This is a genomic window from Mesorhizobium sp. WSM4819, from assembly GCF_055811215.1.
In genome coordinates this window covers 43962-69095 of record NZ_JBVVQO010000019.1, presented here as the reverse complement: position 1 = coordinate 69095, position 25134 = coordinate 43962, and the positions used below count along the sequence as shown (strand labels likewise).

General features: G+C 64.2%; 26 protein-coding genes. 8 read left to right on the top strand and 18 right to left on the bottom strand.

Going from position 1 to position 25134, the window contains the following annotated elements:
• Positions 1-15: 15 nt before the first annotated feature.
• The 8 genes from AC0L18_RS18500 to AC0L18_RS18465 form a co-directional block, all read right to left on the bottom strand.
• A complete protein-coding gene (locus tag AC0L18_RS18500) occupies positions 16-636 on the bottom strand; it encodes a 2,3-bisphosphoglycerate-dependent phosphoglycerate mutase (RefSeq protein ID WP_473493649.1) in 621 nt (206 codons plus the stop codon).
• 33 nt (positions 637-669) lie between these two features.
• Positions 670-1512, bottom strand: coding sequence for a 4-hydroxy-tetrahydrodipicolinate reductase (dapB, locus tag AC0L18_RS18495; protein WP_473493648.1), 843 nt, complete (start codon positions 1510-1512; stop codon positions 670-672).
• Positions 1509-3377: an ABC transporter ATP-binding protein gene (locus tag AC0L18_RS18490; protein ID WP_473493647.1), complete on the bottom strand. Its 1869-nt coding sequence runs from the start codon at positions 3375-3377 to the stop codon at positions 1509-1511. The genes dapB and AC0L18_RS18490 overlap by 4 nt, the downstream gene beginning before the upstream one ends.
• Before the next feature lie 114 nt (positions 3378-3491).
• A complete protein-coding gene (locus tag AC0L18_RS18485; protein ID WP_473493646.1) occupies positions 3492-4511 on the bottom strand; it encodes a glucokinase in 1020 nt (339 codons plus the stop codon).
• 315 nt (positions 4512-4826) lie between these two features.
• Complete coding sequence (gene mepA, locus AC0L18_RS18480; protein WP_473493685.1) at positions 4827-5936, bottom strand: penicillin-insensitive murein endopeptidase; 1110 nt, start codon at positions 5934-5936, stop codon at positions 4827-4829.
• A gap of 138 nt (positions 5937-6074) precedes the next feature.
• Entirely contained in the window at positions 6075-6977 is a 903-nt protein-coding gene (locus AC0L18_RS18475; protein ID WP_473493645.1) for an SDR family oxidoreductase, read from the bottom strand.
• Entirely contained in the window at positions 6974-8134 is a 1161-nt protein-coding gene (queG, locus tag AC0L18_RS18470) for a tRNA epoxyqueuosine(34) reductase QueG (RefSeq protein WP_473493644.1), read from the bottom strand. Before queG ends, AC0L18_RS18475 begins: the two co-directional genes overlap by 4 nt.
• On the bottom strand, positions 8115-8807 hold the full coding sequence (locus tag AC0L18_RS18465; RefSeq protein ID WP_473493643.1) for a glutathione S-transferase family protein: 693 nt from the start codon (positions 8805-8807) through the stop codon (positions 8115-8117). Before AC0L18_RS18465 ends, queG begins: the two co-directional genes overlap by 20 nt.
• Before the next feature lie 162 nt (positions 8808-8969).
• Here AC0L18_RS18465 and AC0L18_RS18460 point away from each other — a divergent pair, with 162 nt between their 5' ends.
• Positions 8970-9776, top strand: coding sequence for an undecaprenyl-diphosphate phosphatase (locus AC0L18_RS18460; protein WP_023803684.1), 807 nt, complete (start codon positions 8970-8972; stop codon positions 9774-9776).
• A gap of 279 nt (positions 9777-10055) precedes the next feature.
• Positions 10056-10382, top strand: a complete 327-nt coding sequence (locus AC0L18_RS18455) for a hypothetical protein (protein WP_473493642.1) — start codon at positions 10056-10058, stop codon at positions 10380-10382.
• Positions 10383-10398: 16 nt separating this feature from the next.
• Here the strand turns inward: AC0L18_RS18455 and AC0L18_RS18450 are convergent, their stop codons facing one another.
• The 3 genes from AC0L18_RS18450 to rsmI form a co-directional block, all read right to left on the bottom strand.
• On the bottom strand, positions 10399-12315 hold the full coding sequence (locus tag AC0L18_RS18450) for a winged helix-turn-helix domain-containing protein (RefSeq protein WP_473493684.1): 1917 nt from the start codon (positions 12313-12315) through the stop codon (positions 10399-10401).
• A gap of 388 nt (positions 12316-12703) precedes the next feature.
• Positions 12704-13081: a YraN family protein gene (locus tag AC0L18_RS18445; RefSeq protein ID WP_287213594.1), complete on the bottom strand. Its 378-nt coding sequence runs from the start codon at positions 13079-13081 to the stop codon at positions 12704-12706.
• Positions 13074-14003 (bottom strand): 16S rRNA (cytidine(1402)-2'-O)-methyltransferase, encoded by a 930-nt coding sequence (gene rsmI, locus AC0L18_RS18440; RefSeq protein WP_473493641.1) that lies wholly within the window; start codon positions 14001-14003, stop codon positions 13074-13076. The genes AC0L18_RS18445 and rsmI overlap by 8 nt, the downstream gene beginning before the upstream one ends.
• 166 nt (positions 14004-14169) lie before the next feature.
• On the opposite strand from rsmI, the gene AC0L18_RS18435 reads away from it, so the two are divergent.
• From AC0L18_RS18435 to AC0L18_RS18425, 3 genes are all read left to right on the top strand, one after another.
• The gene (locus AC0L18_RS18435; protein WP_473493640.1) at positions 14170-14367 is read left to right on the top strand and encodes a hypothetical protein; all 198 of its coding nucleotides are present in this window, start codon (positions 14170-14172) and stop codon (positions 14365-14367) included.
• Between the two features lie 7 nt (positions 14368-14374).
• On the top strand, positions 14375-14563 hold the full coding sequence (locus AC0L18_RS18430; RefSeq protein WP_473493639.1) for a hypothetical protein: 189 nt from the start codon (positions 14375-14377) through the stop codon (positions 14561-14563).
• Between the two features lie 217 nt (positions 14564-14780).
• Positions 14781-15686: an FHA domain-containing protein gene (locus AC0L18_RS18425; protein WP_473493638.1), complete on the top strand. Its 906-nt coding sequence runs from the start codon at positions 14781-14783 to the stop codon at positions 15684-15686.
• 113 nt (positions 15687-15799) lie between these two features.
• Here the strand turns inward: AC0L18_RS18425 and AC0L18_RS18420 are convergent, their stop codons facing one another.
• The 5 genes from AC0L18_RS18420 to rph form a co-directional block, all read right to left on the bottom strand.
• Positions 15800-17206 (bottom strand): caspase family protein, encoded by a 1407-nt coding sequence (locus AC0L18_RS18420; protein ID WP_473493637.1) that lies wholly within the window; start codon positions 17204-17206, stop codon positions 15800-15802.
• Positions 17207-17352: 146 nt separating this feature from the next.
• Positions 17353-18516, bottom strand: a complete 1164-nt coding sequence (hemW, locus tag AC0L18_RS18415) for a radical SAM family heme chaperone HemW (RefSeq protein ID WP_473493636.1) — start codon at positions 18514-18516, stop codon at positions 17353-17355.
• A complete protein-coding gene (rdgB, locus tag AC0L18_RS18410; RefSeq protein WP_287221549.1) occupies positions 18513-19175 on the bottom strand; it encodes an RdgB/HAM1 family non-canonical purine NTP pyrophosphatase in 663 nt (220 codons plus the stop codon). Before rdgB ends, hemW begins: the two co-directional genes overlap by 4 nt.
• On the bottom strand, positions 19175-19585 hold the full coding sequence (locus AC0L18_RS18405; protein ID WP_077375897.1) for a VOC family protein: 411 nt from the start codon (positions 19583-19585) through the stop codon (positions 19175-19177). Before AC0L18_RS18405 ends, rdgB begins: the two co-directional genes overlap by 1 nt.
• 7 nt (positions 19586-19592) lie before the next feature.
• Complete coding sequence (gene rph, locus AC0L18_RS18400) at positions 19593-20309, bottom strand: ribonuclease PH (protein ID WP_473493635.1); 717 nt, start codon at positions 20307-20309, stop codon at positions 19593-19595.
• Between the two features lie 135 nt (positions 20310-20444).
• On the opposite strand from rph, the gene hrcA reads away from it, so the two are divergent.
• From hrcA to cysK, 3 genes are all read left to right on the top strand, one after another.
• Positions 20445-21560 (top strand): heat-inducible transcriptional repressor HrcA, encoded by a 1116-nt coding sequence (gene hrcA / locus AC0L18_RS18395; RefSeq protein WP_473493634.1) that lies wholly within the window; start codon positions 20445-20447, stop codon positions 21558-21560.
• A gap of 80 nt (positions 21561-21640) precedes the next feature.
• Positions 21641-21838, top strand: a complete 198-nt coding sequence (locus AC0L18_RS18390) for a hypothetical protein (protein WP_023803672.1) — start codon at positions 21641-21643, stop codon at positions 21836-21838.
• A gap of 306 nt (positions 21839-22144) precedes the next feature.
• Entirely contained in the window at positions 22145-23125 is a 981-nt protein-coding gene (gene cysK, locus AC0L18_RS18385; protein WP_091591986.1) for a cysteine synthase A, read from the top strand.
• A gap of 265 nt (positions 23126-23390) precedes the next feature.
• On the opposite strand, the gene AC0L18_RS18380 is transcribed toward cysK, so the two are convergent.
• Both AC0L18_RS18380 and AC0L18_RS18375 read right to left on the bottom strand, forming a co-directional pair.
• Entirely contained in the window at positions 23391-24641 is a 1251-nt protein-coding gene (locus AC0L18_RS18380; protein ID WP_473493633.1) for an RNA polymerase sigma factor, read from the bottom strand.
• Positions 24641-24994: a YciI family protein gene (locus AC0L18_RS18375; RefSeq protein WP_027155901.1), complete on the bottom strand. Its 354-nt coding sequence runs from the start codon at positions 24992-24994 to the stop codon at positions 24641-24643. The genes AC0L18_RS18380 and AC0L18_RS18375 overlap by 1 nt, the downstream gene beginning before the upstream one ends.
• Positions 24995-25134 lie beyond the last annotated feature (140 nt).

Below are 25134 nucleotides of genomic sequence, written 5' to 3'. Positions count from 1 at the left end.
AGCTGCCCCGCCGGCTCAGCCGGCCAGCACTTCCTTGGATGCCACCGTCGAATCGGCGTTGAGCCTGTAGATGACCGGCACGCCGGTGCCGAGCTCCAGCCTGACGATCTCCTCGCCCGACTTGCCGTCCAGCGCCATGATCAGCGCGCGCAGCGAATTGCCATGCGCCGCGACCAGGACTGTGCCGCCGCGCAGTACATGCGGCTGCAGGTCGTGCAGATAATAGGGCCAGACGCGCGCGCCGGTGTCTTTCAGGCTTTCGCCGCCGGGCGGCGGCACGTCGTAGGAGCGGCGCCAGACATGCACCTGCTCCTCACCCCATTTCTGGCGCGCGTCGTCCTTGTTGAGGCCGGAGAGGTCGCCATAGTCGCGCTCGTTCAGCGCCTGGTCGCGAATAGTCTCGAGATCGCTCTGGCCGACGGCGTCGAGAATGTGCTGGCAGGTCTTCTGCGCCCGGATCAGCGACGAGGTGAAGGCGATGTCGAATTTCATGCCGCGCGCCTTCAGCTTGGCGCCCGCCTCCGTGGCCTCGGCGTGGCCCAATTCGGTCAGGTCGACGTCGCGCCAGCCGGTGAAAAGGTTCTTCAGGTTCCATTCGCTCTGGCCATGGCGCACGAGCACGAGAGTTCCCGACATTTTTGCTCCTTCAGTTTGGTGGATGAGATCGTCTCAGGCGAGTCCGAGCACGTCGCGCATCGAATACAGGCCCGGCTTCCTGCCGCGCGCCCACAGTGCGGCCTTGACCGCGCCGCGGGCGAAGATCGCCCGGTCCTCGGCGTGATGGGCAAGCGTGATGCGCTCGCCGGTGCCGGCCAGCAGAACACTGTGGTCGCCGACCACCGAACCGCCGCGCAGCGTGGCGAAGCCGATCGAGCCGGTCTTGCGCACGCCGGTATGGCCGTCGCGCGACCGCACGCTGTTCTCGTCAAGGTCGATGCCGCGCCCGGCGGCGGCGGCTTCACCGAGCAGCAGCGCCGTGCCCGACGGCGCATCGACCTTGTGCCGGTGATGCATTTCCAGGATCTCGATATCGAAATCGTCGGCATCGAGCGCGCGCGCCGCCTGCTCCACCAGCACCGCCAGCAGATTGACGCCGAGGCTCATATTGCCTGACTTGACGATCGTCGCGTGGCGCGCCGCCGCCGCTATCTTTGCATTGTCGTCCGCCGAGCAGCCGGTGGTGCCGATGACATGGGCGATGCGCGCCTGCGCCGCATAGCCGGCGAATTCGACGGTCGCCGCCGGGCTGGTGAAATCGAGGACGCCGTCGGCGCTGGCGAAAGCCGGCAGCGGATCGTCGCCGATCACCACGCCGATAGTGCCGATACCGGCCAGTTCGCCGGCATCCTTGCCGAGATGCGGCGAGCCGGCCCGCTCGATCGCGCCGGCGACGCGGGCGCCCGGAATGGTGTGGATGGCGCGGATCAGCGCCTGGCCCATCCTTCCAGCCGCGCCGACCACCACCAGGCCCATTTCACTGACGGGCGGGTCGTTTGTGGCCGTACCGCTCATAAATTTCTCCCAATCGCTTTTTTCGCGCGCCGCAGCAGAGTTTGGATTGGCTTGCCGTCGTCGACAAGCCCCAGCCCCTTGTTGCCCTGCACCCGGTGGAACCGGGCATAGACGCTGTGCGGGTCGGCCATCAGCGAGGCATGCGTGCCTTGCTCGACCAGCCGGCCCTGTTCCAGCACGATGATATGGTCGGCATTGACCACGGTCGACAGCCGGTGCGCAATGACGATGGTCGTGCGCCCCGCCATGATCTGGGTCAGCGCCTGCTGGACGCGCGCTTCCGCTTCGTTGTCGAGTGCTGAGGTCGCTTCGTCGAGCAGCAGGATCGGCGCCTGCCGCACGATGGCGCGAGCGATCGACAGGCGCTGGCGCTGGCCGCCCGACAGCGTCAGGCCGCCTTCGCCGACAGGGGTGTCATAGCCCTGCGGCTGCTGGCGGATGAAGCCATCGGCCTCGGCCTGTTGCGCGGCCAGCTCGATCGCGGCGTCGCTGGCGCTCAGCCGCCCGTAGCGAATGTTGTCGCGAATGCTGCCTTCGAACAGATAGGGCTGCTGCGAGACATAGGCGATGCAGCGGCGCAGCGACTGCTTGGTGACTTGCGAAATGTCCTGGCCGTCGACCTCGATGCTGCCCGCCTCGACATCGTAAAAACGCTGCAGCAGCGCCACCAGCGTCGACTTGCCGGCGCCCGAGGCGCCGACGATGGCCGTCATCTTGCCGGCGGCGGCAACGAAGCTGAGATCCTGCAGCACCGGGGCGTCGGCGACATAGCCGAACGACACATTGTTGAAGCGCACCTCGCCCCGGGCGATCTTCACTTCGGCCGCGCCGGGCGCGTCGCCTTGCTGCGGCTCGAGGTCGAGCAACTCGTAGATCATGCGCGCATTGACCAGCGCCCGTTCCATGCCGACCTGCATGCGCGCCAGCCGCCGGGCCGGGTCGTAGGCGAGCAGCAGTGCGGTGATGAAGGAAAACACCGCGCCGGGCGGCTGGCCGCCGACGGCTGCCCGGTAGCCGGAATAGGCGATGACGCCGGCGACGGCGAAACCGGCCAGCATGTCGGAGATCGGCGATAACCGTTCCGAGACGCGGGCGATGCGGTTTGCCCGCTGCTCGGCGCCAGCGACAAGATCGCTGATGCGGCGCGACAGCTCGTCCTCCAGCGTAAACGCCTTGACGATGGCGATGCCTTGCGTCGCTTCCTGCATGGCGCCGATCAGCCGCGCGTTTATCTGCACGGCTTCGCGCGTGGCACCCCTTATTCTGCGGGTCAGATAGACGACGGTGTAGATCAGCGGCGGCCCGATCAGCAGCGACATCAGCGACAGCATCGGATCCTGCCAGATCATGACGCCGATCAGCGCGATCAGCGATACGGCGTCGCGTGCCAACGATGTCAGCGTCATCGACAGCAGGTCGCGGATGCCGTTGACGTTCTCGTTGACCTGGGCGGCCAGCCGTCCCGAGCGCGTGTCGTTGAAGAAATTGATGCCGAGCTTCATCAGATGGGCGAAGATGCGGCGCTGGTAGCGCGCCACCAGATTGTTGCCGATCCTGGCCAGCGTCACCGCCTGGCCGTAGGTGGCCAGCCCGCGCAGCATGAAGGCGCCAAGGATCAACAAGCAGATCAGCGCGATGAGATCGCCGCGCTGCTGGTAGAATATCTGGTCGACGACATCCTTCATGATCCAGGCGGTGAAGGCGGTCGTGGCCGCAACCATCACCAAGCACAGAACGGCCAGAACATAATACCAGCGATAGTCGCGGCCGTTCTCGGCGAGGATGCGGCGGATCACCGCCACGACCTCGCCGGGCCGGGCTTTGGCTTGGTGGTTTGGGGCTTGGGTGTTTGGCGACTGGTTCAAGTCGTAATCGTTCCGTGACGTCGGTCCGGGCTCCGCGGCCGGGTTAATTCGGCAATCCTCTTAGCGCCCCGGTGCCGGCTTGCCTATGGCCGAGGCCGGCAAAAACTCTGTGGGTCAGGCCCGCCAGCGTCGCCCCGCCGTCTGGACGCCGAACAGCGATGGGTTTCTGGCATAGGCGGCAAGGCCGGAAAGCGCTGCCAGCGGATGGGTGATCACATAGACCGGCATGGTGCGCATCAGCTCGCTGTGCGGCGCCTTGTCCTCGAAGGCGGCGCGGAAATTGCCTGACTTCAGCGCCGGCAGGATTTTCTGCGCGATGCCGCCGGTCAGGAAGACGCCGCCGCGGCTCATGAACACCAGCGCAAGGTCGCCGGCGGTGCGCCCGAGGCAGGTGACGAACAGCGACAGCGCTTCCTCGGCCACCGGATCCGACTTCGCCAGCGCCGCGGCGGTGACCTCGGCCGGCGTGGTCAACGGCGCCGGCTTGCCGTCCGCCCTGGCCACCGCCCGGTAGGCATTGACCAGGCCGCGCCCGGACAGGATCTGTTCGCCGGAGATTCTGCCCTCGAGCTTCTCGATATGCGCAAACACCTGGAAATCGCGCGGCGAGCGCGGCCCGATATCCATGTGCCCGCCCTCGCCGGGCACCGGTATCCAGTGGTTCAGCGCGTGGACCAGGCCGGCGACGCCAAGCCCGGTTCCGGGGCCAAGCACCACGCGCCCGGCATTGGGCTCCGGCGCATCGCCGCCGATCTTTTCCATATGCTCTTCGCCGAGCGCCACGACGGCCAGCGCCTGCGCCTCGAAATCATTGAGCACCACGACGTCGCCGAGGCCGAGGCTGGCAAACATTTTTTTTGGCTTGACGATCCACGGGCAGTTGGTGAGCGGGATCTCGTCGCTGTCGACCGGGCCGGCCACCGCCAGCACGGCGGAGTTGGGCCGCACCGACGAACGGTCGAGCACCGCCGCCTGAATCGCTGAGTCGATGGTGTTGAAATTGGCGGTCTGGACGATCTGCGGTTCGGTTGGTTCCGAAGTCGCGTCGAGCACCATCGAAAAGCGCGCATTGGTGCCGCCGATGTCGCCGATCAGGACCGGAAACTGCAGCACGGTGTCGTCGTCGCCTGGCATGCTCTCGTCCGTCCCGGTTCCCAGTGGCGTTCCGCCGTTCTTTTGTTGACTAGCGCATGACCCGGGAAAGGGAAAGTCGCTTCAGGGGAGAGCGTTGGCGCTGCCCCTCACCTGCCTGCCGGCATCCTCTCCCCGTATAGTGACGGGAAGAGGGACGCTCTCATCGATGGTTTCGCCAATCTCCAACGCTGCAAGAACGGCGCCAAGGCAGCGGCCAGCCCTTTCTCCCCGTCACTATACGGGGAGAAATGCCCGGCAGGGCAATGAGGGGAGGCGCCGACCCCAACAGTTGGTTGTCTCCAACATTAGCTGGCCTCAATACCCCGGCCGGGGTCGCGGCAGCGGAATGCCGATCTCGGGCGTTTCGGCGTATGCGTTGGCCGTGGCCGGGAGGGCTGCCGCGCCGCTTGCCGATGCCCGTGCCGGCGACGGAGCCTTGGTGAGAACGGGTGCAGCCGCGACCGGCACGCCGTCCTCGCCATAATAGTCGCCATAATAGGTGACCGCCTCCGTCGAAGCCGGATTTGGCCCGTCGAGCACGGCCTGGCATGCTGCGGGCAGGCTCGCCATCGTCATCAGGTCGCGCGCTTTCGGCCTGTCCGGGTTCTTGTTGGGGCGCCACGGCTCCTCGGTGAACCACCATGCCAGCGACTGGTCGCAGCCGTCGCCTGGCGCGGTGTTTTCCTGCGCCTTGCATTTGGGCGAGCCGGGCTGGCAGCCGATGCGGATGTGGAAGTGATAGTCGTGGCCCCAGAACGGCCTTACCTTGCGCAGCCATCCACGGTCGCCTTTCACCGTGTCGCAGAGCTTCTTCTTGATGCCGGGATTGACCAGGATGCGCTCGACTTCCGCATAGCTTGCCGCGCGCTTCAGCAGCCGCGTATGCGCCGGCGCCCAGAGCGCATCTTTCACCAAATGGGTCTTTTCATCGACAAGCAAGGTGGCGCTCATGTTTTCGCGCTGCTCGAGCGAAAGCTTGCGGTCGGGCATTGGCGTCAGCCAGATGTCTGCGTCGAGGCCGATCTGGTGCGAGGCATGGCCGGTCAGCATCGGGCCGCCGCGCGGCTGCGAAATGTCGCCGACCAAAATGCCGGGCCAGCCATCGGCCGCGGCATCGCGCGACAGTTTCTCGATCAGCGCGATCATCGTCGGATGGCCCCAGCGGCGGTTGCGCGAAGGCCGCATCACCTCCCATTTCGGGCCGTTCAGGGGTATGGCGACGCCGCCGGCAAAGCAGCCCTTGGAATAAAAACCGATCGACTGCGGCGCAGCCACGGCCGGCAGCTTTTTGGCGCCGAACAGGTTTTTCGCCAGCTCTTCGGCCGTCGCAGGTCGCGCTGCAAGCCCCGCCAAGGCGAGGACGGCGAGTGCTGCTAATGCATGTCGCCCAAAAGTGCGCAGCGGTTTTGCGACAACGACATGCATAAACAGAGATCTAAAGCGCGTTGCGACACGCTTCAGCAGCAGCGATTTGCCGGGCAATGGTCGCTTCAACATCGTCATGAAAGCAGAACCCCTCTGCAAATTGGGTCGAATCATAGCACGCTCGGCGCGCGATTTCGATCACGACCGCTTCATCGGGCTGCGCGCCTCGCCATCGCGCCAGTTGCCCAAAACCCACATATGGTCGAAGGCCGACCGGTAGTCGGGAAAGCGGAAGCGATAGCCGGCCGCCTTGATAGCCGTGTTGGCGACGCGCTTGTTCTCGCCATAGAAGGACCGCGCCATCGGCGAAAGTTGGGCGGTCTCGAACGGAATTTCCGGCGGCGGTGTGACGCCCATCAGCCCTGCGGCATAGGTGACGACGTCCTGCGGCGGCGCCGGCAGGTCGTCGGCGACATTGAAGATGCCGCCACTGGTGTGCTTGAGCAGATGCCAAAGCGCCCCCGCAATGTCGTCGCAATGGATGCGGTTGAACACCTGGCCCGGCTTGATCAGCCGCCGCGCGGTGCCGTTTTCCAGATTGACCAGGGCATTGCGTCCCGGCCCGTAGATGCCGGAAAGCCGCAGGATCGCCACCGGCCGGGCGATGTCTCGACCCAGCTTTAGCCAGTCCTGCTCGGCGGCGACACGCAGCATCGAGCGCTTCGACAGCGGCCTGCATTCGGAGGTCTCGTCGACCCAGCCGCCGCCATGGTCGCCGTAGACGCCGACGGTGGAGAGATAGGCGATCCATTCGAGCGCCGGCATCTTCGCGATTGCCTGGCGCGCCGCATTCAGCACCGGGTCGCCGGCCTCTTCCGGCGCCACCGAGACGACGAGGTGGGTTGTTTTCTCGAGCGCGTCGCTGATTTCAAGCGTCAGCGCGCCATCGAAAAGCAGCGGCTGGATTCCGGCTTGCCGCAGCGCTTCGAATTTCTCCGCTGCGCGTGTCGTGCCAAGGATCGTGCCGGCATCCTTGCTGGCGCGGGCAAATGCCTTGCCCGAATAGCCGGCGCCGAAAATGAGGATCTGCTTCTCGCTCATGCATGCGCCTCGATCTGGTTTGCCAGCGCCAGGCGCCATTCGCGTCGCACGGCCTCGTCGCCTTCTGCTTTCACCGCAGCGGTGGCCGATTTGGCGAAATCCGAAGCCGGCACAAGCCGTGACAGCGCCCATACCGCTGCGCCGCGCACCAGCGGCGAGGCGTCACCGAGCAGCGCACGCACGGCGTTTCCGAGCGAGGGTTCGCCGGAATTGCCGGCGGCGATCAGCACGTTGCGGACAAAGCGGTCGCGACCGATGCGCTTGACCGGCGAACCGCTAAAGAACGACCGGAAGGAAGCGTCGTCGAGCGCCAACAGATCGGCGAGCGGCGGCTCGCGCAAGTCCGCGCGGGCGACGAGCTTTGCCTCGGACGCTGCCCGGGCAAACTTGTTCCATGGGCAGGCGGCCAGGCAATCGTCGCAGCCATAGATGCGGTTGCCGATTTTTTCGCGGAACTCGTGCGGGATCGGCCCCTTGTTCTCGATGGTGAGGTAGGAGATGCAGCGGCGCGCATCGAGCCGGTAGGGAGCCGGAAAGGCGTCGGTCGGGCAGGCGTCGAGACAGGCGCGGCAGGAGCCGCAATGGTCGTCCTCGGGCATATCGGGCGCAAGCTCGGCCGTGGTGAAGATGGTGCCGAGGAACAGCCAGGAGCCGTGCTCGCGGCTGACCAGATTGGTGTGCTTGCCTTGCCAGCCGAGGCCGGCGGCTTCAGCCAGCGGCTTTTCCATCACCGGGGCGGTATCGACGAACACTTTTACGTCGCTCCCCGAGCGGGCCACGATCTTGCCGGCGATCTCTTTCAGCCGGCCTTTCATCACGTCGTGATAATCGCGGTTCTGCGCATAGGCCGAGATCGCGCCGCGCTCGCGCTTCGCCAGCACCGCGCGCGGGTCGTGGTCCGGCCCGTAGTTCATGGCCAGCACGATGATCGAGCGAACCTCAGGCCAAAGTGCCGTCGGCTCGCCGCGGCGCTCGAGCGTCTCGGCGATCCAGCCCATCGAACCGTGAAAGCCGTCGGCGACGAATGCGGCAAGCCGGGCCGGCGCCTGCGGGATGGCATTTGGCGCGGTGACGGCAACGGCATCGAAACCGGCGCGCCGAGCCTCGCGGTCGATCAGCGCGCGCAGGTTTTGCGCTCTAGAAATCGAGGTCCGCATAATGTGATACCGGCGAAAGGCCGCGCACCCGGTCGGACAATAGCGGCCGGAACGATGGCCGTGATTTCACCCGTGCATACCATTCGCGCGCGGCAGCATGTTCACGCCAGTCGATCTCGCCGAGATAGTCGAGAACGGACAACGCAGCCGCAGCCGCGAGGTCGGCATAGGTGACCTTGTTGCCGGCCAGCCAATGGCGTGTGCCGGCCAGCCAGTTGGTGTATTTCATGTGCTGGCGGATATTGGCGCGCGCTGCACGGATCGCCGCCGAATCGGGCGATCCGCCGCCCGCCGTTTCCGGCATGACCGGCTTCAGCACGCGCTCGCGCACCAGATGCCGCGTCACCTCGCTATCGGCCTTGCTGAGATACCAGTCGATCAGCCGGCGGATTTCGGCGCGCCCCATCGGGTCCTCGGCGAACAGCCGCTTGTCGCGCTTGAGCACGCCGCGCGTCTCGTCGAGATATTCGCCGATGACCATGGCGCCGACGATCGGCACGTCGCCTTCGGCAAGCAGGATCGGCAGCGTGCCTGCCGGGTTCAGCGCCAGGAACTCCTTGCGCCGCATCCACGGCTTTTCCTCGATCAGCGCCAGCTCCTCGCCATACTCGCCGAAAGCGAGGCGAACGAACCGGCAGGTGGCGAACATCGGGTGGTGGAAAAGCGTCAGCATGGTCCCGCGATAATAGAGCGCACTGGCAAATCGCCGGCTGCGCCGGTAAGTCTTGGCCGCCCCAATTCAAAGGGCCGTCAGGGTGCTGCGACCTATAGGAGGAGTTCCGCGCCATGACAAGCAAGCCGTTCTTCAAGCCCTCACTCGAACGCCGAGGTTTACATGGAAAGCCAGACCATCGTCGAGGCGCTGCTGCTCGGGATGATCGAGGGCATGACCGAGTTCATTCCGGTCTCGTCGACTGGCCATATCCTGCTTGCCGGCCACTTTCTCGGCTTCCATTCGACCGGCAAGGCGTTTGAGATCCTGATCCAGCTCGGCGCCATACTGGCTATCCTCAGCGTCTATTTCCATCGTCTGTGGCAGATGCTGGTCGATCTGCCGCGTGATCGGGTGACGCGGCATTTCGTTCTCGGCATCCTCGTCGCCTTTCTGCCGGCGGCCGTCATCGGCGCGCTGGCGCATGGCTTCATCAAGACGGTGCTGTTTGAATCGCCGAGGCTGATCTGCGTCATGCTGATCATCGGCGGCCTGGTCCTGCTGTGGGTGGATCGCTTCAAGCCGAAGCCGCTCTATCACGACGTCGAGCGGTTTCCGCTCCGGCTCTATCTGCAGATCGGACTGTTCCAGTGCCTTTCGCTGATCCCCGGCACGTCGCGTTCCGGTTCGACGATCGTCGGCGCGCTGCTTCTGGGCGTCGACAAACGCGCGGCTGCGGAATTCTCCTTCTTTCTCGCCATGCCGACGATGGTCGGCGCCTTCGCCTTCGACCTGTTCAAGAACCGCAATGTGCTGACCAGCGCCGATCTGCCCATCATCGCCGCCGGTTTCATCGCCGCCTTCGTCGCGGCGCTTATCGTCGTGCGCTTCCTGCTCAACTACGTCTCGCGCCACGGCTATTCGCTGTTCGGCTGGTGGCGGCTGGTTATCGGCACCGTCGGCCTGGCGGCGCTGTTCGTCCGGGGGTGAGGCGGCACGCTTATTTTGTCGCCAAGGGCTCTATTTGTTCGTTTGGCCTAACAATGTCGGCTGATGGTGGGGGACGACCAGCGTAGACCCGCCCCTCCAACCCAAGCCGTCATCGCGGGGTCGTTCTCACCCGCTTGAATGCATCTGATGGCCGAATCGACTGTGTTCACCACTCTTCAGAACTTTTTCACGCCGATATCATGACTTCGAACGAGCCCTCGCGTCCTCTCTCCCACGACGTTCCCACACGGTTCTGGCGTCGAACTGAGGAGATAAAGGATGATCAACCGCATCTTGGGAGTTCTCGTGATCGGCGCCGCGACCACCGCGTCCGCTGGTGATGGTCTGAGCCGCCACATTCTCGAACGGGCAGCAAGCTGTTGGCCTACGCAGACGGCGATGCGCGGGATCAGCTTCAGTGCAGATGTCCGCGTCAGTTTCACCCGCGAGGGTCAAGTCAGTGCCATCCAGATCATCGACGTTGCGCCGCAGACCGAGACGTTCAAGGGCTTGGCCAGGGATTTCGCGGACGCATTGAAGCGTTGTGGCCCGTACGCCACCGAAGGCATGAGCGAAATGAACCTCAATCTCTCATGGCCTCTGTAAACGCAGCGAAGTGCTGCTACTTCGCGACCGAGAATTCGTAACGCTTGACGCGAGACAGAAGTATGTATTCGTTCGGGGCTCCGGGCGTCACGCTCAGGTTGCGGAACACGGCGCCACAGCCCGTCAGTTTACGCGGATAGGCGGTGCACAGGCTGTCGCCCTGCACCCACATTCGACCGGTCACGACCTCCTCACCAACTGTTCGGGTCACGCTGCCGTCTGCCGCAATCACAGCATGGTAAGCCAAGACATCGGGCAGAACCTGGCGTCCCGTCAGCTCGTGTCCGATCATGAGATTGCCGATGTCGACGCCATTCATCCGTTCAGCGGATTCGGGTTCCATTCCGGCAGGAAGCTCAGAAACCCCTGCCTTCCTCAAGCCATCGAGCAGGCGAACGATATCTTCCTGTCGCTTGTAGACGAAGAACTGCTGCGCGATCAGCAGGTTCGGTTGACCCTCCTGCCTTTCCGACAGCACGCTTCGGAGCTGCTCCAGGGCTGAGGCCGCTTCCGGCAGGCGATCGAGATGCGCAAGCGCTGCGACAAGAACATGCAGGCCGTAGAACTTCGTCCAGGGATTGGGCGACCGAACATCGACCTGCTCAAGCTGCGCGACCGCCTCCTCGTAGCGGCCCTGGCCGAACGCCGCCAAGCCAGCCTGATAGTGTCGCCACTCCGTCCACCCGGGATCGACGCGTAGGGCCGCCTCGAGAAAGGTTCGCCCCTCAGCCGGCCTGCCGTTGAAGATGAGGGCCTGGCTCAGCCCTTCGTAGGTCCAGGAATCGCTCGGGTCGAGCGCTATCGCCTTTTGCAGGGCAGCCACCGCCTCGTCGGACCTATGCTCCCGGACCAGAAGCTCGGAAATCAGCTGATAGTAACCGGGCGACGGATTTCCGGCAGCGATGGCCAGATTGCCGTAGAGCTCGTCGTCGATCTCGGTCCAACCAAGCCCTAGGGCCTGTCTCCTCGCGTCGTCGGCATCCCAGTGGAGCCATGCCAATTCCGCGGCCGCCGCGCCGAAATCGGCATCCAGCGCCAGGGCCTGGCGCAGGTAGCGAGATGCGTCCACGGTGCCTGATGGTGTATCCGTTCGTCGCGCCTCGATAGCGCGCCGAAAAGCCTGGTAAGCTTCCGGATCGTCAGTATCGCCGGACACGGCCAGGTTTGCTTTTCCCGGGACGAGCTTTAGCTGCAGCGCGGCGACAATCTGACCGGTCACCTGGTCCTGGAGCTTGAACACATCGCTGAATGGACCTTCGAACCGCTCGGCCCAGATCTGGCCAACCGTCGAGGCATCGACCAAGTGCGCATTGATGCGCACTTCATCGCCGAGACGTCGAACCGAGCCCTCCAGCAGGTAGCGGACGCCGAGCTCTTTCGCGATCTTCGCCGGCGGCAGACCGCTGTTGCGATATGCACGCGCGGCATTGCGCGAGACGACGAACAGGCCGGGAACGCGCGCCAGCTCTGTCGTCAGATCGTCCGCGAAACCGTTGGCAAGATAGGCCTGCTCCTCGGCTTCGCTGAGATTTGCGAACGGCAGAACCGCGATCGAGAGCGAGGTCGGCACTTCCGTATCAAATGCAGGCCTCCAGATGAACGCCGCGACTGCGGCAATGATTGCCAGTACAGCGCTTACCAATATCAGGGTTCGCCGGCCTTTGGTCTCGTGCAGGTCAGGAGAGGCAGTGCCGTGAACCTGCGGGTAGCGATCGTGAGGTATGCCGGGCGCTTGGCGTTCGGGGACAAAGCGATATCCCCGTCGCGCGACTGTCTTGAGCAGGCTCTGCTTCTCGTCGCCGATGGCTTTCCTGATTTCGCTGATGCACTGGGAAAGACTGTTTTCCGTCACCGCGATGCCGGGCCAGACAGCGTCCAGGAGCTCCTCCTTGGTCACGACACGGTTGGCGTTGGCGACCAGATGCTTCAGCACCGCAAGCGATTGAGGCCTCAGCGGGACATCATCACCATCCTCGCCGTGCAGGAGACCGGCGTCGAAATCGAACTCGACACCGTTTAGAACAAGGCTCGGCGGATTGACCAGGTTCAAAGCAGCTCTCGATCGTCGTGCTGATCGTTCGGGCGGCATGTTGCTTTGACAGGCCGCCTTTGACTTGAGAATCGGCGCCTGCCGCCGAAAGTCAACCAGCGTTTGAAAGTCGGCGCTGCTTCCCGGGACGAAATCTTCGCTGCGATCGCAAACGTCCGGAAATTCGCGACCGAGCCGGCTGGCACATCGACTTGGATTATGCCGCGATGGAGCGTTCTACGTGGAATGGTCAGTGCGCTGCGATCCGGATCCCACCGGCGACTTCCAGAGCCTAGCTCCGCCCGTAAAAAACATTCTCGACATGCACCGGCCAGCGCCACGGCAGCACCGCGACCATGTCGAAGCGCACCGACAATCTGCCATAGTCGGACTGGCGCGACAGCCAGAGATCGGCGGCGCTTTCGATGCGGCGCTCCGATTCGCAGCGAACAGCTTCCATCGCTTCCACCAGCGTGCGGCGAGCCTTCACCTCGACGATCAGCACCAGGTCGCCGCGCCGCGCGATCAGGTCGATCTCGCCGAACCGTGTGCGGTGGCGGCGGGCCAGGATCCGATAGCCCTTCACCATCAATGCCGCAGCCGCCAGCCACTCGCTGCGGTGGCCGCGCCGATAGGCGCGCTGGCGGCTGGCGACCGGGCGTTCAGCCATCGCTGTCTTTCCCGGTGCCGCCGTCTTTGCCGGTGTCCTTGAGTTCGAGCAGCCGTCGGTAAAGCGCCTGCTTCTGGCCGCCGGTCATCTTGGCGGCTTCCGCCGCCGCCTTGGAGGCCGGCATCTCGGCGGCAAGCGAAAGCAGAAGCCGGTCGATGTCCGCCGGCTCGTCGGCCGTTGCGTCCGACGGGCCGACGCAGATGACGATCTCGCCCTTCGGCGTGTCGGCCGCCGCGTAATGATCGGCGAGCGACTGCAGGCTGCCGGTCCGTATCTCCTCGAATGTCTTGGTCAGCTCGCGGCCGATCGCGGCCTTGCGGGCGCCGCCCAGCGCCTCGCCCATGGCACCGAGCGTCTCGGCCAGCCGGCGCGGCGATTCGAAGAAGATCAGCGTCGCCGGCACGGTTTTAAGCGCTTCCAGCCGCGTCAGCCGCTGGCCGGTCTTCACCGGCAGGAAGCCGGCGAACAGGAAGGCGTCAGAGGGCAGGCCGGAGGCCGTCAGCGCCGCGAGCGGCGCCGACGGGCCGGGGATCGGCACGACGCGAATGCCCTGGTCGATCGCTTCGCCGACCAGTCGGTAGCCCGGATCGGAGATCAGCGGTGTGCCGGCGTCCGAGATCAGCGCCACGCTCTGCCCTGCCAGCAAGGCTGCGATCAGCTTTGGGCCGGCCTCGCCGGCATTGTGCTCATGATACGCAGTGGTGCGGCGGCGGATGCCGTAGCGGTCGAGCAGCACGCGACTGACACGCGTGTCCTCGCAGGCGACGATGTCGGCGGCGGCGAGCGTTTCAAGCGCGCGTAATGTGATGTCGGCGAGATTGCCGATCGGCGTCGCCACCAGGTAGAGCGCCGGCTCGAGCGGCCGGGCCGGTATCTCGGTCTGGCCGATCACGTAGCTGCGTTTTGCCGACTCGCCGGTCACCGGTGTCCCCCGTCAGGCTCTGACCTTGAATGCATTCGACCCTGTTTGGCACGGCTCACGCCGGGTGGCAAAACCCATGCCGAAGTGACGCGGCTGTCATGCCTTTGCCACACTGCGGAACGAAACCGTGCCCGGCGGATTTATGCCTGATCTCGGGAGGAGCAGGATGGACAGCCTCAAGATACAGGACGTTTTCGACCCCTACTATGCAGGCCGCAAGCGCTTTGCCGTGCGAAAGGACAAGGGCCTGCCTGCCAAAGCCGGCGCCGGCTCGGCTAAAAAGCCGCGAAAGCGTCGGCCGTCAAAGGCAACCAAGCTCGAGATCGAGCCCTCGACCGGCACCGGCAGCACGATGGAGCACTGACCAGACGATGCCCAATCGCTTCGACATTTTCATCACCCGCCTTGAAACCAAAACCTCCCGCAATGGAGCGCCCCCACATCCGACAGGCGATCGATACCGCGCCCGCCGCGACAAGGGCGACGCCAAGCCGGCTCGCGACGGCGAGGCGGACGCCGAGAAAGACCACGCCAAGCGCCGCCCCCAGCACGACGCCTGATTACCGCGATCTTCGCGACGGCCGAGACACTTCTCTCTAAAGCGAGGGGGAAACGCTCGGCCACATCATTCAACCCGAATATTTCTAGACGCGCGCTTCCAGCAGACGCTCCAGACCCGGGTCCATGAACTCGTCGTCGTCTGGAATGTCGCCAGCCTCTGTTCGTAACGTGCTAATATTGGACCTGCGTGCGCGCTTGAGCGTACGGGAGAGGATCATGTCGGCAACTTTAACCGCACTGGGTGACAGAGAGGCCTACAGGCTGGGAGATTTCAACCTGGTTGGTCGTGGCGAACATGCCACCATACGCTTGGAAGACGGGGAAGTTTCGCGCCAGCATGCAACGATCCGGCGCGACGGCGCGAACTACTGGGTTGTCGATGTCGGCAGTGCCAATGGCAGTTATGTGAATGACGTGGCGCTCACAACCGCGCGTGTGCTGCACACCGGCGATCGCGTCCAGTTCGGCAGATCGATTTTTCTTTTCGACCAGGGCACGAACCCCCCCGATCCAGATTCGCAAGTGGCGAACACAAAAACTCAATGGGGCAACCCGGCAGCCCCCAAGAGCCGGCCGGCCACCCTGTTCGTTGCTGATTTGAAGGAGTTTACCGCAATTAGCGCAAGGCTATCCCCGGAACAGGTGGCGGCCCTCCTGGCCGAGTGGTATATGGACTGCAATATGATCTTGAAGCACTACGGTGCCTCGATCGACAAATTCATCGGTGATTGTGTATTTGCTTATTGGCACGGGACGGCCGCGGACGTCTGTGTCGCTGCGGTTCAGGCTGCCCAGGCGCTCCGCGCTGCGGAAGACGCGGCTACGTCGCCAACCCGAGTACTGGTCAAGGAACAACAAGACATCGTACTCGACTGCCGCATTGGCCTTCATGTGGGTGAAGTTGCTATCGGCGCTATGGGCAAAGGCATCAACACCGCGCTGGGCGATGCCGTGAATTTGGCCTTTCGTATTGAGGGATTGACGCGAAAACTGGACAAGCCGCTATTGGTCAGCGCCCAATTCGTCGAGCACTGGCCTGAAGGCAGGCAATATTTCAGTTCCTGCGGCCATCACGAGGTCAAAGGGCGCGCCGAGATGATCGAGGTATTCAGCCTAGAATAGTCGCGCCAGCAGGAGCATAGCTTTCTGCTGCCGCTTGCCGCCGGTTCTCGCCGGCTTCAACAGGGCTCGTGGCCGCTGAGGGACGCCAGATCGGCAAGTTCTGCCGAGGCACGTCACTCGCAGATTGTAAGTCGATCGCGGCAGAAGCCGCTGCCCCGGCGAGCCCCGGCGGCCCGCGCTCTGACCCTGCACTCATCGTGGGTTTCTGCCCTGCAAACGCGAGCTGGCCTGCTCGCGCTCGGAGTAGCGGCGGCACGCTTCTGTTCCGTTGTCGGTCGTGGCCGGGTATTCGGGCCATTTGCATGGCCGGGTTCTTGTATCGAATTCGGCCGGGCAACTACCGGACACACGCGCGCTGTGCTTCCTTCCAATATCTTCAAAGCAATTGTTGTCGGTTTCGCCATGTCGATCTCAGCGCCGGAGTGGCGAGCGAAACGGCGCAACGCCTCCTGGGTCCTTCCACCCCAGATGCCGTCTGGGTTTCCCGGATTACACCCAACGCGGCCAAGCTCGCGCTGTATCCGCTTCGCCAGCTCGTTCGGGGCATCTTCCTGGCTGGCGTCCGATTGATGATCTGCATTCTCCAACTGTTGAATTTGGAGTCTGGCGAGAGGCACAAACAGGCCGTCCGGGTACAGTTGAAGATAATCCTTTAACGCTCCGCTGCTTTTGGAGCCGCGGATTGAGGTCCACATCTCGATTTCCGTCAGGCTCGCATCTCGGCTGCTGTTGTTGGCTGGCGAGACTGCCGTTGCGCCACGAGGAGGGGCAATGAAAATTTCCCTGCCAGGCAGCGATCCATACGTGAATGGTTCCTGCTTGCCGCCTGTCGCGGCCAGAACAGTGTCGCGAACCTTGCGGAACACGAATTGGATGTCTACCCCGGGTTCACCCAAATGCGCCAACAGCCCTGCAGTGTAGGGACTGTTCCGTCCCGCTCCATCGAAAGCGGTTGTACCTTCCTTCGCAGCGTACCCGACCAGGGTTCCGGCTGCCGGTTCAATCGCAGCCAGGCCTCTGCCGATGGAACGCATTGCATTTGATCTTCGCATGGCCGCGATAAAAGGGTTGTCCCGGCAAGCATCAAGTAGAACCACCCGCACGCCGGAGACACGTGACAACGCGTTCATCACCAAATCCAGCGGGATTGCCTCAAACTCCACGTCGGAATCAGCGCTCAGGCTGACATCTGTAGGCACGAGAAAATTTCTATTCTCAACCTCAACCCCATGTCCCGCAAAGTAGATTATTGCGAAATCAGCACCTTCCGCCGCGCGACCGAACTCCTGCAGAGCTTTCCTGAACGCGGTATGGTCCAAGTCCATCTTGCGAGATACTTTGAACCCTACCATTGAGAGCAAGGTCGCCATGTCAGCAGCGTCATTGTTCGGATTGGGAAGTCTAGCCACCCGCTGATAGTTCGAATTGCCGATCACCAGCGCAACGCGTTTTTCAGCCCACGCCACCTCCAGCCCGCCGATCAGGGCAAGGACAGCAAGCGCGATATTGAAGAGGCGCATTTTAGCCCCGCCGTCTGCTTCAACCGCATATTAGCGGCACCCGACAGAAGCTTGACCAGTCAGGCCCACGCTTGCAAGTAAATATCGGTCGCGGATTGCAGGCTGGCCCGGCGCTGGGATATTCCTTCGTAGTCCTGGCCTGTGCTTTACCGCGCCAGATCCGCCACCACCGCATCCAGCACGATCATGCCGGCCGGCGTGGCGCGCAGGCGGGCATTGCCGATCGGCGCCACCAGCCCCTCGCCCTGCAGCATCGACAGCCGCGCCGTCGACAGGCCACGGCCGGAATACGCTTCGTAGCGCGAGAGGTCGATTCCCTCGGCCAGCCTCAGCCCCATCAACAGGAACTCGTCGGCCTCTTCCGAGCGCGTCAGGATCTCGCCGCCGGTGACGCCATGGCCCTTGGCCTCGACCAGATTGGCCCAGGTTTCCGGCATTCGTTCCGCGATCGTCACCACGCGGCGGCCGTTCTCGACGAAGCGGCCATGCGCGCCGGGACCGACGCCGACATATTCGCCATAGCGCCAATAGGTGAGATTGTGCCGGCTTTCGGCGCCTGGTCTGGCGTGGTTCGAAATCTCATAGGCCGGCAGCCCATGCGCGGCGGTGATCTCCTGCGTCAGCGCATAGAGATCGGCGGCATGGTCATTGTCGGGAATAGCGAATTTCCTGGCCGCATGCAGCGCGTGGAACGGCGTGCCTTCCTCGATGGTCAACTGGTAGAGCGACAAATGGTCGGCGGCGTGGCCGATCGCCTGCTCGAGCTCCGCCTGCCACGCTTCCGTTGTCTGGCCGGGCCGTGCGTAGATCAGGTCGAACGACAGCCGCGGGAAAATCTCACGCGCCAGGCCAATCGCGTGCAGCGCTTCATCGACATTGTGCAGCCGGCCGAGAAAGCGCAGATCCCTGTCGTTCAGCGCCTGCACGCCGAGCGACACCCGGTTGACGCCTGCCGCCCGGTAGCCGTGAAAGCGCTCGGCCTCGACCGAAGACGGGTTGGCTTCCAGCGTCACTTCGATGCCGGCAGGCACTGTCCAGTTCTTCGCCACCGCGTCCAGCACCGTCGCCACGGTTTGCGGCTTCATCAGCGATGGCGTGCCGCCGCCGAGAAAAATGCTGGTCACCTCGCGCGGTCCGGTGCGGTTGCGCATCGTCGCAAGCTCGGTCTCGAAGGCGCGCGCGAAACGCTCCTGGTCGACCGGCTGGTGGCGGACATGGCTGTTGAAGTCGCAATAGGGGCACTTGGCCGCGCAGAACGGCCAGTGCACGTAGACGCCGAAACCGGGGCTGCGGTCGAGCAGCATGGTCATTTCACCGCCGATCGCGCCAAATCCAGTCTGGCTTGCGCGAATTTCTGGAAGGCGCGAGCCCGATGCGACAATGCCGTCGGCTGGCCGGGCTTCCAGCCATGTTTCTCCTCTGCGGTCATCTCGCCAAAAGTCTTTTGGAAACCGTCCGGCACGAACACCGGGTCGTAGCCGAAGCCGAGTTCGCCGCGCGGCGGCCATATCAGCGTGCCCTCGACCTCACCTCGGAAATATTCGGCCGCGCCGTCGGGAAAGGCCAGGCAGATGACGGCGACGAAACGGCCCTTGCGCTGCGCAGGCGCAACCGCGCCGATTTCCTGCAACGCCACTTCGGCTCGCTGCATCGCCATGCCGAAGTCGCGGCTCCCGTCGGGCGCCTCGGCCCAGTTGGCGGTGTAGACGCCGGGCGCTCCGCCCAGCGCATCGACACACAGGCCGGAATCGTCCGACAATGCCGGCAGGCCTGTCGCCTTGGCGGCGGCAAAGGCCTTGATATAGGCGTTCTCCTCGAAGGTGGTGCCGGTCTCGTCCGGCTCCGGCAGGCCATATTCCTTGGCCGACTTCGCTTCTATGCCGAACGGCGCCATCAGATCGGCGAATTCGCGCAATTTGCCGGCATTGTGGCTGGCGACAACGATCTCATGTCCATCAAGCGAATGCATCAGATGCCCCAGATTCTTGGTTCGGCGAATTCGATCGAATTGCCGGAGGGGTCGCGAATATAGATCGAGCGGCCACCCTGCGGCCATTCGAACTCGCTCTCGATGGCGATTTTCTTGCGCTCAAGATGCGCTCTCCAGCGCACGATCTCGTCCGCGCTCGCCGCAAAGCAGAGATGGCCGTCGCCGACCGTGCCGTGCGGCGGCACTTTCAGCTTGGCATCGGGCGCCGGCGGCACCTTGGTCGCCTCGGCGTTGAAGATGAGCAGCACGCCGTCCCCGCAACGGAAGAAAAGATGCCTGCCGTCGACCTTGCCCAGCAGATCGAGCCCGAGCACATCGGTGTAGAATTTTTCCGCGGCAGCGAGGTCGGTCACATATAGCGCTGATTCGAGGATGGCAGAAGGAGTCATGACAGGGTTAAGCTACAGCCATCTGCTGCAGGCTGACCAGTCGCGCAATACCTTTCTTGGCCAATTCCATCAGCGCCGCAAATTGCTCTTCCGAGAAAGGCTCGCCCTCGGCCGTGCCTTGTATCTCGACGATGCCGCCTTTGCCGGTCATGACGAAATTGGCGTCGGTGCCGGCCGCTGAATCCTCGAGATAGTCGAGGTCGATGACCGGCTGGCCGTCGTGGATGCCGCAGGAGATAGCCGCGACATGGTCCTTCAGCACCTTGGCGACGCTGGCCATCTGCCGGGCTTCCATCCAGCGCAGGCAGTCGTAAAGCGCCACCCAGCCGCCGGTGATCGAGGCGGTGCGCGTGCCGCCATCGGCCTGGATCACGTCGCAGTCGACGGTGATCTGCTGCTCACCCAGCGCCTGCAGATCGACCACTGCGCGCAGCGAACGGCCGATCAGCCTCTGGATTTCCAGCGTGCGGCCGCCTTGCTTGCCAGCCGAAGCCTCGCGGCGCATGCGCTCGCCGGTCGAGCGCGGCAGCATGCCGTATTCCGCCGTCACCCAGCCCTTGCCGGAATTGCGCATCCAGCCCGGCACCTTTTCTTCGAGGCTGGCGGTGCAAAGCACGTGGGTGTCGCCGAACTTCACCAGGCACGAGCCTTCCGCGTGCTTGGAGACGCCGCGCTCAAAGGAGATGGCGCGCATTTCGTCGAATTGGCGTTTGGAAGGGCGCATTCAGGCTTCTTTCTTGTCGTTTTAGGAGTCGTGGCCGGCTTGTAGCCGCACGCGACGAGAGGCGCAAAGGAAAATGGACCAGTTGCGCGGGCGCGGCCGATGTCTATATCCTTGGGCCGGAGGTATTTGGCTCGAATGACCAAGGCAGTCGATCCCGGTTCCCACTCGGCGGCAGCGCTCCAATCGCCCGCGCTTCAATCGCCCGCCCTTCAATCGCTCGACATGCGCTCGCGCGACATCTTTCGGCGCATTGTCGATTCCTATCTGAAGGACGGCGAGCCGGTCGGCTCGCGCAGCCTGTCGCGTATCCTGCCGTCTTCGCTGTCGCCGGCCACCATCCGCAATGTGATGAGCGATCTCGAGCATCTCGGCCTGATCTACGCGCCGCATATCTCAGCCGGCCGATTGCCGACCCAGGCCGGCCTGCGCTTCTTCGTCGATGCCTTCATGGAGCTTGGTGATCTCTCCGACGAGGAGCGCCGCACCATCGAGGCGCAGGTACGCGCCTCCGGCTCTGGTGCGACGCTGGAGCACATGCTCACCGAGGCGAGCCAGATGCTGTCCGGCATGTCGCGCGGCGCCGGCCTCGTGCTTGCCGCCAAGAACGAGGTGGCGCTCAAGCATATCGAATTCATCCAGCTCGAGCCGAACAAGGCGCTGGCCGTGCTTGTGTCGCAGAACGGCGACGTCGAAAACCGCGTCGTCGACCTGCCCGCCGGCATCACCGTCTCGCAACTGCACGAAGCCTCGAATTTCCTCAACGCCCATATCCGCGGTCGCACGCTGGCCGAGGCGCGGGTCGAGATCGCCCGCATCAAGGAAGAAACCAGGGCCGCCCTCGACACGCTGTCGCAGGATTTGGTCGAGAAGGGCCTTGCTGTCTGGGCAGGCGCCGAGAGCGGCTTGCCGGCGCGTCTCATCGTGCGCGGTCGCGCCAATCTGCTGGAAAATGTCACCGCCCAGGCCGACATCGAGCTGCTGCGGCATTTGTTCGAGGATCTGGAGACGCAGGACGGGCTGATCCAGCTTCTCGACCTCGCGGAGGAAGGCTCCGGCGTGCGCATCTTCATCGGCTCGGAGAACAAGCTGTTTTCGCTGTCGGGGTCGTCGCTGGTCGTGGCGCCCTATCGCGACAAGGACGCCCGCGTCATCGGCGCGCTCGGCGTCATCGGCCCGACCCGGCTGAACTATGCACGCATCGTGCCGATGGTCGACTATACCGCGCAGCTTATTTCCCGCATGCTGCGATAATGCATGTCGCCCAAAAAACCGAAGCGTGTCGCAGGGATCCCTTCCAACGCGACACGCTTTAGGACCTCAAGGAGAAAAAAATGGCGCTGGAATCATTCAAGGCTCAGATCAGCCTGTTGCTCGAGCAGATGATCAACCAGCCCGAGGATCAGCATGAAGTGCAGGAGCAGTTGCGCGAAAAGCTGGGGGAGATGCGCGCCATGGGCCTGCCGCTGCCGGCCGATCTCGTCGCGCTGGAAAAGCGCCTCGACGACGATTTCTACGCTGCCGGGAACTGAGCCCGAAAGGTGCAAGGACGGCTAGCCGACCGGCGAACATGAGGGATCTCATGACCGGTTTCGTCGTCTCCGGCGACGCGATCTGGGGCCGACCTGCAAGTGTTGCGGTGCCCGGAGGACGGCGGCGGTTGCATCTGGCGCGTCACCTGCGGGCGAGGATGTATTCAGCATGCGACCCGTCGGATATTTTCAAACGGCAGACTAGCTTGCGTGGCCGAAGGCTTTATCCTGCCTGGTCGAGACTTAGTTGCCTGACTCACTTAATTGCCTGACCCTTGCCGATCTGACCTCTTGGGAGCGAAACCAATGAACAAGCCCGCCACCACCGTGCCTGTGCCCGGCCGCGGCCGCATCTACAATTCGATCACCGAGACGATCGGCGACACGCCGCTGGTGCGGCTCGACAAGTTCGCCGGGGAAAAGGGCGTCGTCGCCAATCTGCTGGCCAAGCTCGAATTCTTCAACCCGATCGGCTCGGTCAAGGATCGCATCGGCGTCTCGATGATCGAGGCGCTGGAGGCATCGGGCAGGATTGCGCCCGGCAGGACCACGCTGATCGAGCCGACCTCGGGCAACACCGGCATCGCGCTCGCCTTCGCCGCCGCAGCCAAGGGCTACAAGCTGATCCTGACCATGCCGGAAACCATGTCGGTCGAACGCCGCAAGATGCTGGCGCTGCTCGGCGCCGAACTGGTGCTGACCGAAGGGCCGAAAGGCATGAAAGGCGCCATCGCCAAGGCCGACGAACTGGCCGCGACGCTGCCCGACGCCATCATTCCGCAGCAGTTCGAAAATCCCGCCAATCCGGAAATTCACCGCCGCACCACGGCCGAGGAAATCTGGAACGACACTCGTGGCGAAGTCGACATCTTCGTCGCCGGCATCGGCACCGGCGGCACCATCACCGGCGTCGGCCAGGTGCTGAAGCAGCGCAAGCCCTCTGTGCATGTCGTCGCCGTCGAGCCGGAAGCCTCGCCGGTGCTGTCGGGCGGCCAGCCCGGCCCGCACAAGATCCAGGGCATCGGCGCCGGCTTCGCGCCGAAGATCCTCGACACGACCATCTATGACGAGATCGTCAAGGTCTCCAACGAGGATTCGGTCGCCAATGCGCGGCTCGTCGCCCGCCTCGAAGGCGTGCCGGTCGGCATCTCGTCGGGCGCTGCCCTACAGGCGGCGATCGTCGTCGGCTCGCGGCCGGAGAACGAGGGCAAGAACCTGGTGGTCGTTATTCCGTCCTTCGCCGAACGCTATCTGTCGACGATCCTATTCGAAGGGCTGGGGGCTTAGGGCATATTTGTGCCGGCCTGCGGTTGCGGTTTCCTGCGCTTCCGTAGCGCCCGCTAATTGTCGAAACCGGGGCCGCCCCTCACCTGCCTGCCGGCGTCCTCTCCCTGTAAACGGGGCGAGGGGGCGCTCTCATTGACGGGTTCGCCAATCGCCAGCGTTGCAGAAACAAGTGCTGACACCGCGACCAGGGCAATGAGGGGCGGCGCCAGCGCTCGGCGTTAGATCCCAAACATCGGATCATGTCTGAGCCGGCGTTTCCCGGACCTCATTCTTCGGCTGCGAGCCCAGCCCGTCGTGCCTGCAGGAACCGGCGCACGGCCGGGTCGCGTTCGAGGCCGATCGCCCTGTTATAGGCCTCGGTAGCCTCCCAAGTTTTGCCGAGCCTGGCCAGAAGGCCCGCGCGGGCGGCCCAATAAGGCTGATAATCATGCAGCCGTTTGTCGCCGCCAAGCTCATCAAGTGTACTCAATCCCGCCGCGGCGCCGTCGGCCTCGGCAATGGCCACCGCGCGGTTGATCGAGACCACCGGCGAGGCGGCAATCACCGACAGCGCGTCGTAGAGATGTCTGATCGCGACCCAGTCGGTCCGCCCGGTCAGCCGCCTGGTCGTATGGGCGGATTGCACGGCCGCCTCGAGCTGGTAGCGGCCGACGACGCCCTTGGTCGCGGCGCGCCTGAGTAGTGTCTCAGCTTCGTCGATCAAGGCTCCGTCCCACAACGCAAGCTCCTGCTCGGCCAGTGGCACATAGTCCCCGGCGGCGTTGCGCCGCGCCGCACGGCGTGCCTCGGCAAACAGCATCAGCGCCAGCAGGCCGAGCGCTTCCGGCTCGTCCGGCATCAGCGACGCCACCAGCCGGCCGAGCCAGATGCCTTCGGTCGCGAGATTGCGGCGCCGGGTTTCGGTGCCGGCCGGGTCGGACCAGCCTTCGGCGAACCCAGCGTAGATCGCTTCCAGCACCGCATCCAGCCGCTCGCCAAGCTCCGCCCGCTCCGGCACGCGGAAGGGAATGCCGGTCTCGCGGATGCGGCTTTTGGCGCGCACCAGGCGCTGGCCCATCGTTGCCGGCGACATCAGGAAGGCCGAGGCGATCGTCGCTGCGTCCAAGCCCAGAATGGCCTGCAGGATCAACGGCGCGCGCACGCCAGCCTCGATCGCCGGATGGGCACAGGCAAACATCAGCCGCAGCCGCTCATCGGGCAGGTCTTCATCGACCATGCGGGTCTCCATCTCCTCGGCGATCAGCCTCAGATGGTCGCGGCTCGCCTCGCTGGTCAGCCGCCGCCGGATCGCGTCGACGCGGCGTCTGCACGCCACCGCCAGCAGCCAGGCTTCCGGCTTCTGTGGCACGCCGGTTTGCGGCCAGCGCTCCAGCGCCGCCGCAAAGGCGTCGGCCAGCGCGTCCTCGGCGCCGGCCACGTCGCGCGTGCGGGCGGCGAGGAAGGCGATGAGCTTGCCGTAGCTTTGCCGGGCGGCCGCTTCCGCCGCCGCCCGGGCGACCTCAAGGTCGTTCGTCATTACATGGTTTGTTCCCAGATCGGCCGCACCTCGACTGTGCCGGTGCTGGCAGCTGGGCATCGCGCCGCCCAGGCAATAGCCGCGTCGGCGTCCTCCGCCTCGATCATGTAGAAACCGGCGAGCTGCTCCTTGGTATCGGCATAGGGACCGTCGAGCACGTTGGTCTTGCCGTTGGCCATCCGCACCGAGGTCGCGGCTTGGGTCGGCTTCAGCCGGTCACCGGCCAACCAGGAGCCGGACTTCTTCAACGCCTCGGTATAGGCGCCATAGGCTGCGCTGATCTCGTAGGTCTTCTCCGTCGGCGCGGCCGCCATCGCGGCTTCGTTCACGTAGATCAAAAGCATGTATCGCATGGTCTTCTCCATTTTCGAAGGCCGCATCGTTGCGAGCCGAACGTATGTCGCGCGGCCTCGCGCGATTTCGACAGGCTCTGCGAAAATCTTTCGGCTCCGATCGCACATCGCGCAAGCGGCCATGCGTTGCGGCATCACTC

Excerpts from the sequence above, each read along its gene's own strand:
- AC0L18_RS18430 (WP_473493639.1), top strand. The coding sequence starts at position 14,375 with ATGCCCAATCGCTTCGACATTTTCATCACCCGCCTTGAAACCAAAACC.
- AC0L18_RS18425 (WP_473493638.1), top strand. The coding sequence starts at position 14,781 with ATGTCGGCAACTTTAACCGCACTGGGTGACAGAGAGGCCTACAGGCTG.
- hrcA (WP_473493634.1), top strand. The coding sequence starts at position 20,445 with ATGACCAAGGCAGTCGATCCCGGTTCCCACTCGGCGGCAGCGCTCCAA.
- AC0L18_RS18390 (WP_023803672.1), top strand. The coding sequence starts at position 21,641 with ATGGCGCTGGAATCATTCAAGGCTCAGATCAGCCTGTTGCTCGAGCAG.
- AC0L18_RS18475 (WP_473493645.1), bottom strand. The coding sequence starts at position 6,977 with ATGAGCGAGAAGCAGATCCTCATTTTCGGCGCCGGCTATTCGGGCAAG.
- hemW (WP_473493636.1), bottom strand. The coding sequence starts at position 18,516 with ATGACCATGCTGCTCGACCGCAGCCCCGGTTTCGGCGTCTACGTGCAC.
- AC0L18_RS18420 (WP_473493637.1), bottom strand. The coding sequence starts at position 17,206 with ATGCGCCTCTTCAATATCGCGCTTGCTGTCCTTGCCCTGATCGGCGGG.
- AC0L18_RS18500 (WP_473493649.1), bottom strand. The coding sequence starts at position 636 with ATGTCGGGAACTCTCGTGCTCGTGCGCCATGGCCAGAGCGAATGGAAC.
- AC0L18_RS18485 (WP_473493646.1), bottom strand. The coding sequence starts at position 4,511 with ATGCCAGGCGACGACGACACCGTGCTGCAGTTTCCGGTCCTGATCGGC.
- AC0L18_RS18405 (WP_077375897.1), bottom strand. The coding sequence starts at position 19,585 with ATGACTCCTTCTGCCATCCTCGAATCAGCGCTATATGTGACCGACCTC.
- AC0L18_RS18380 (WP_473493633.1), bottom strand. The coding sequence starts at position 24,641 with ATGACGAACGACCTTGAGGTCGCCCGGGCGGCGGCGGAAGCGGCCGCC.
- rph (WP_473493635.1), bottom strand. The coding sequence starts at position 20,309 with ATGCGCCCTTCCAAACGCCAATTCGACGAAATGCGCGCCATCTCCTTT.
- AC0L18_RS18460 (WP_023803684.1), top strand. The coding sequence starts at position 8,970 with ATGGAAAGCCAGACCATCGTCGAGGCGCTGCTGCTCGGGATGATCGAG.
- queG (WP_473493644.1), bottom strand. The coding sequence starts at position 8,134 with ATGCGGACCTCGATTTCTAGAGCGCAAAACCTGCGCGCGCTGATCGAC.
- AC0L18_RS18375 (WP_027155901.1), bottom strand. The coding sequence starts at position 24,994 with ATGCGATACATGCTTTTGATCTACGTGAACGAAGCCGCGATGGCGGCC.
- AC0L18_RS18445 (WP_287213594.1), bottom strand. The coding sequence starts at position 13,081 with ATGGCTGAACGCCCGGTCGCCAGCCGCCAGCGCGCCTATCGGCGCGGC.
- AC0L18_RS18455 (WP_473493642.1), top strand. The coding sequence starts at position 10,056 with ATGATCAACCGCATCTTGGGAGTTCTCGTGATCGGCGCCGCGACCACC.
- AC0L18_RS18435 (WP_473493640.1), top strand. The coding sequence starts at position 14,170 with ATGGACAGCCTCAAGATACAGGACGTTTTCGACCCCTACTATGCAGGC.
- mepA (WP_473493685.1), bottom strand. The coding sequence starts at position 5,936 with ATGCATGTCGTTGTCGCAAAACCGCTGCGCACTTTTGGGCGACATGCA.
- cysK (WP_091591986.1), top strand. The coding sequence starts at position 22,145 with ATGAACAAGCCCGCCACCACCGTGCCTGTGCCCGGCCGCGGCCGCATC.
- dapB (WP_473493648.1), bottom strand. The coding sequence starts at position 1,512 with ATGAGCGGTACGGCCACAAACGACCCGCCCGTCAGTGAAATGGGCCTG.
- AC0L18_RS18465 (WP_473493643.1), bottom strand. The coding sequence starts at position 8,807 with ATGCTGACGCTTTTCCACCACCCGATGTTCGCCACCTGCCGGTTCGTT.
- rdgB (WP_287221549.1), bottom strand. The coding sequence starts at position 19,175 with ATGCATTCGCTTGATGGACATGAGATCGTTGTCGCCAGCCACAATGCC.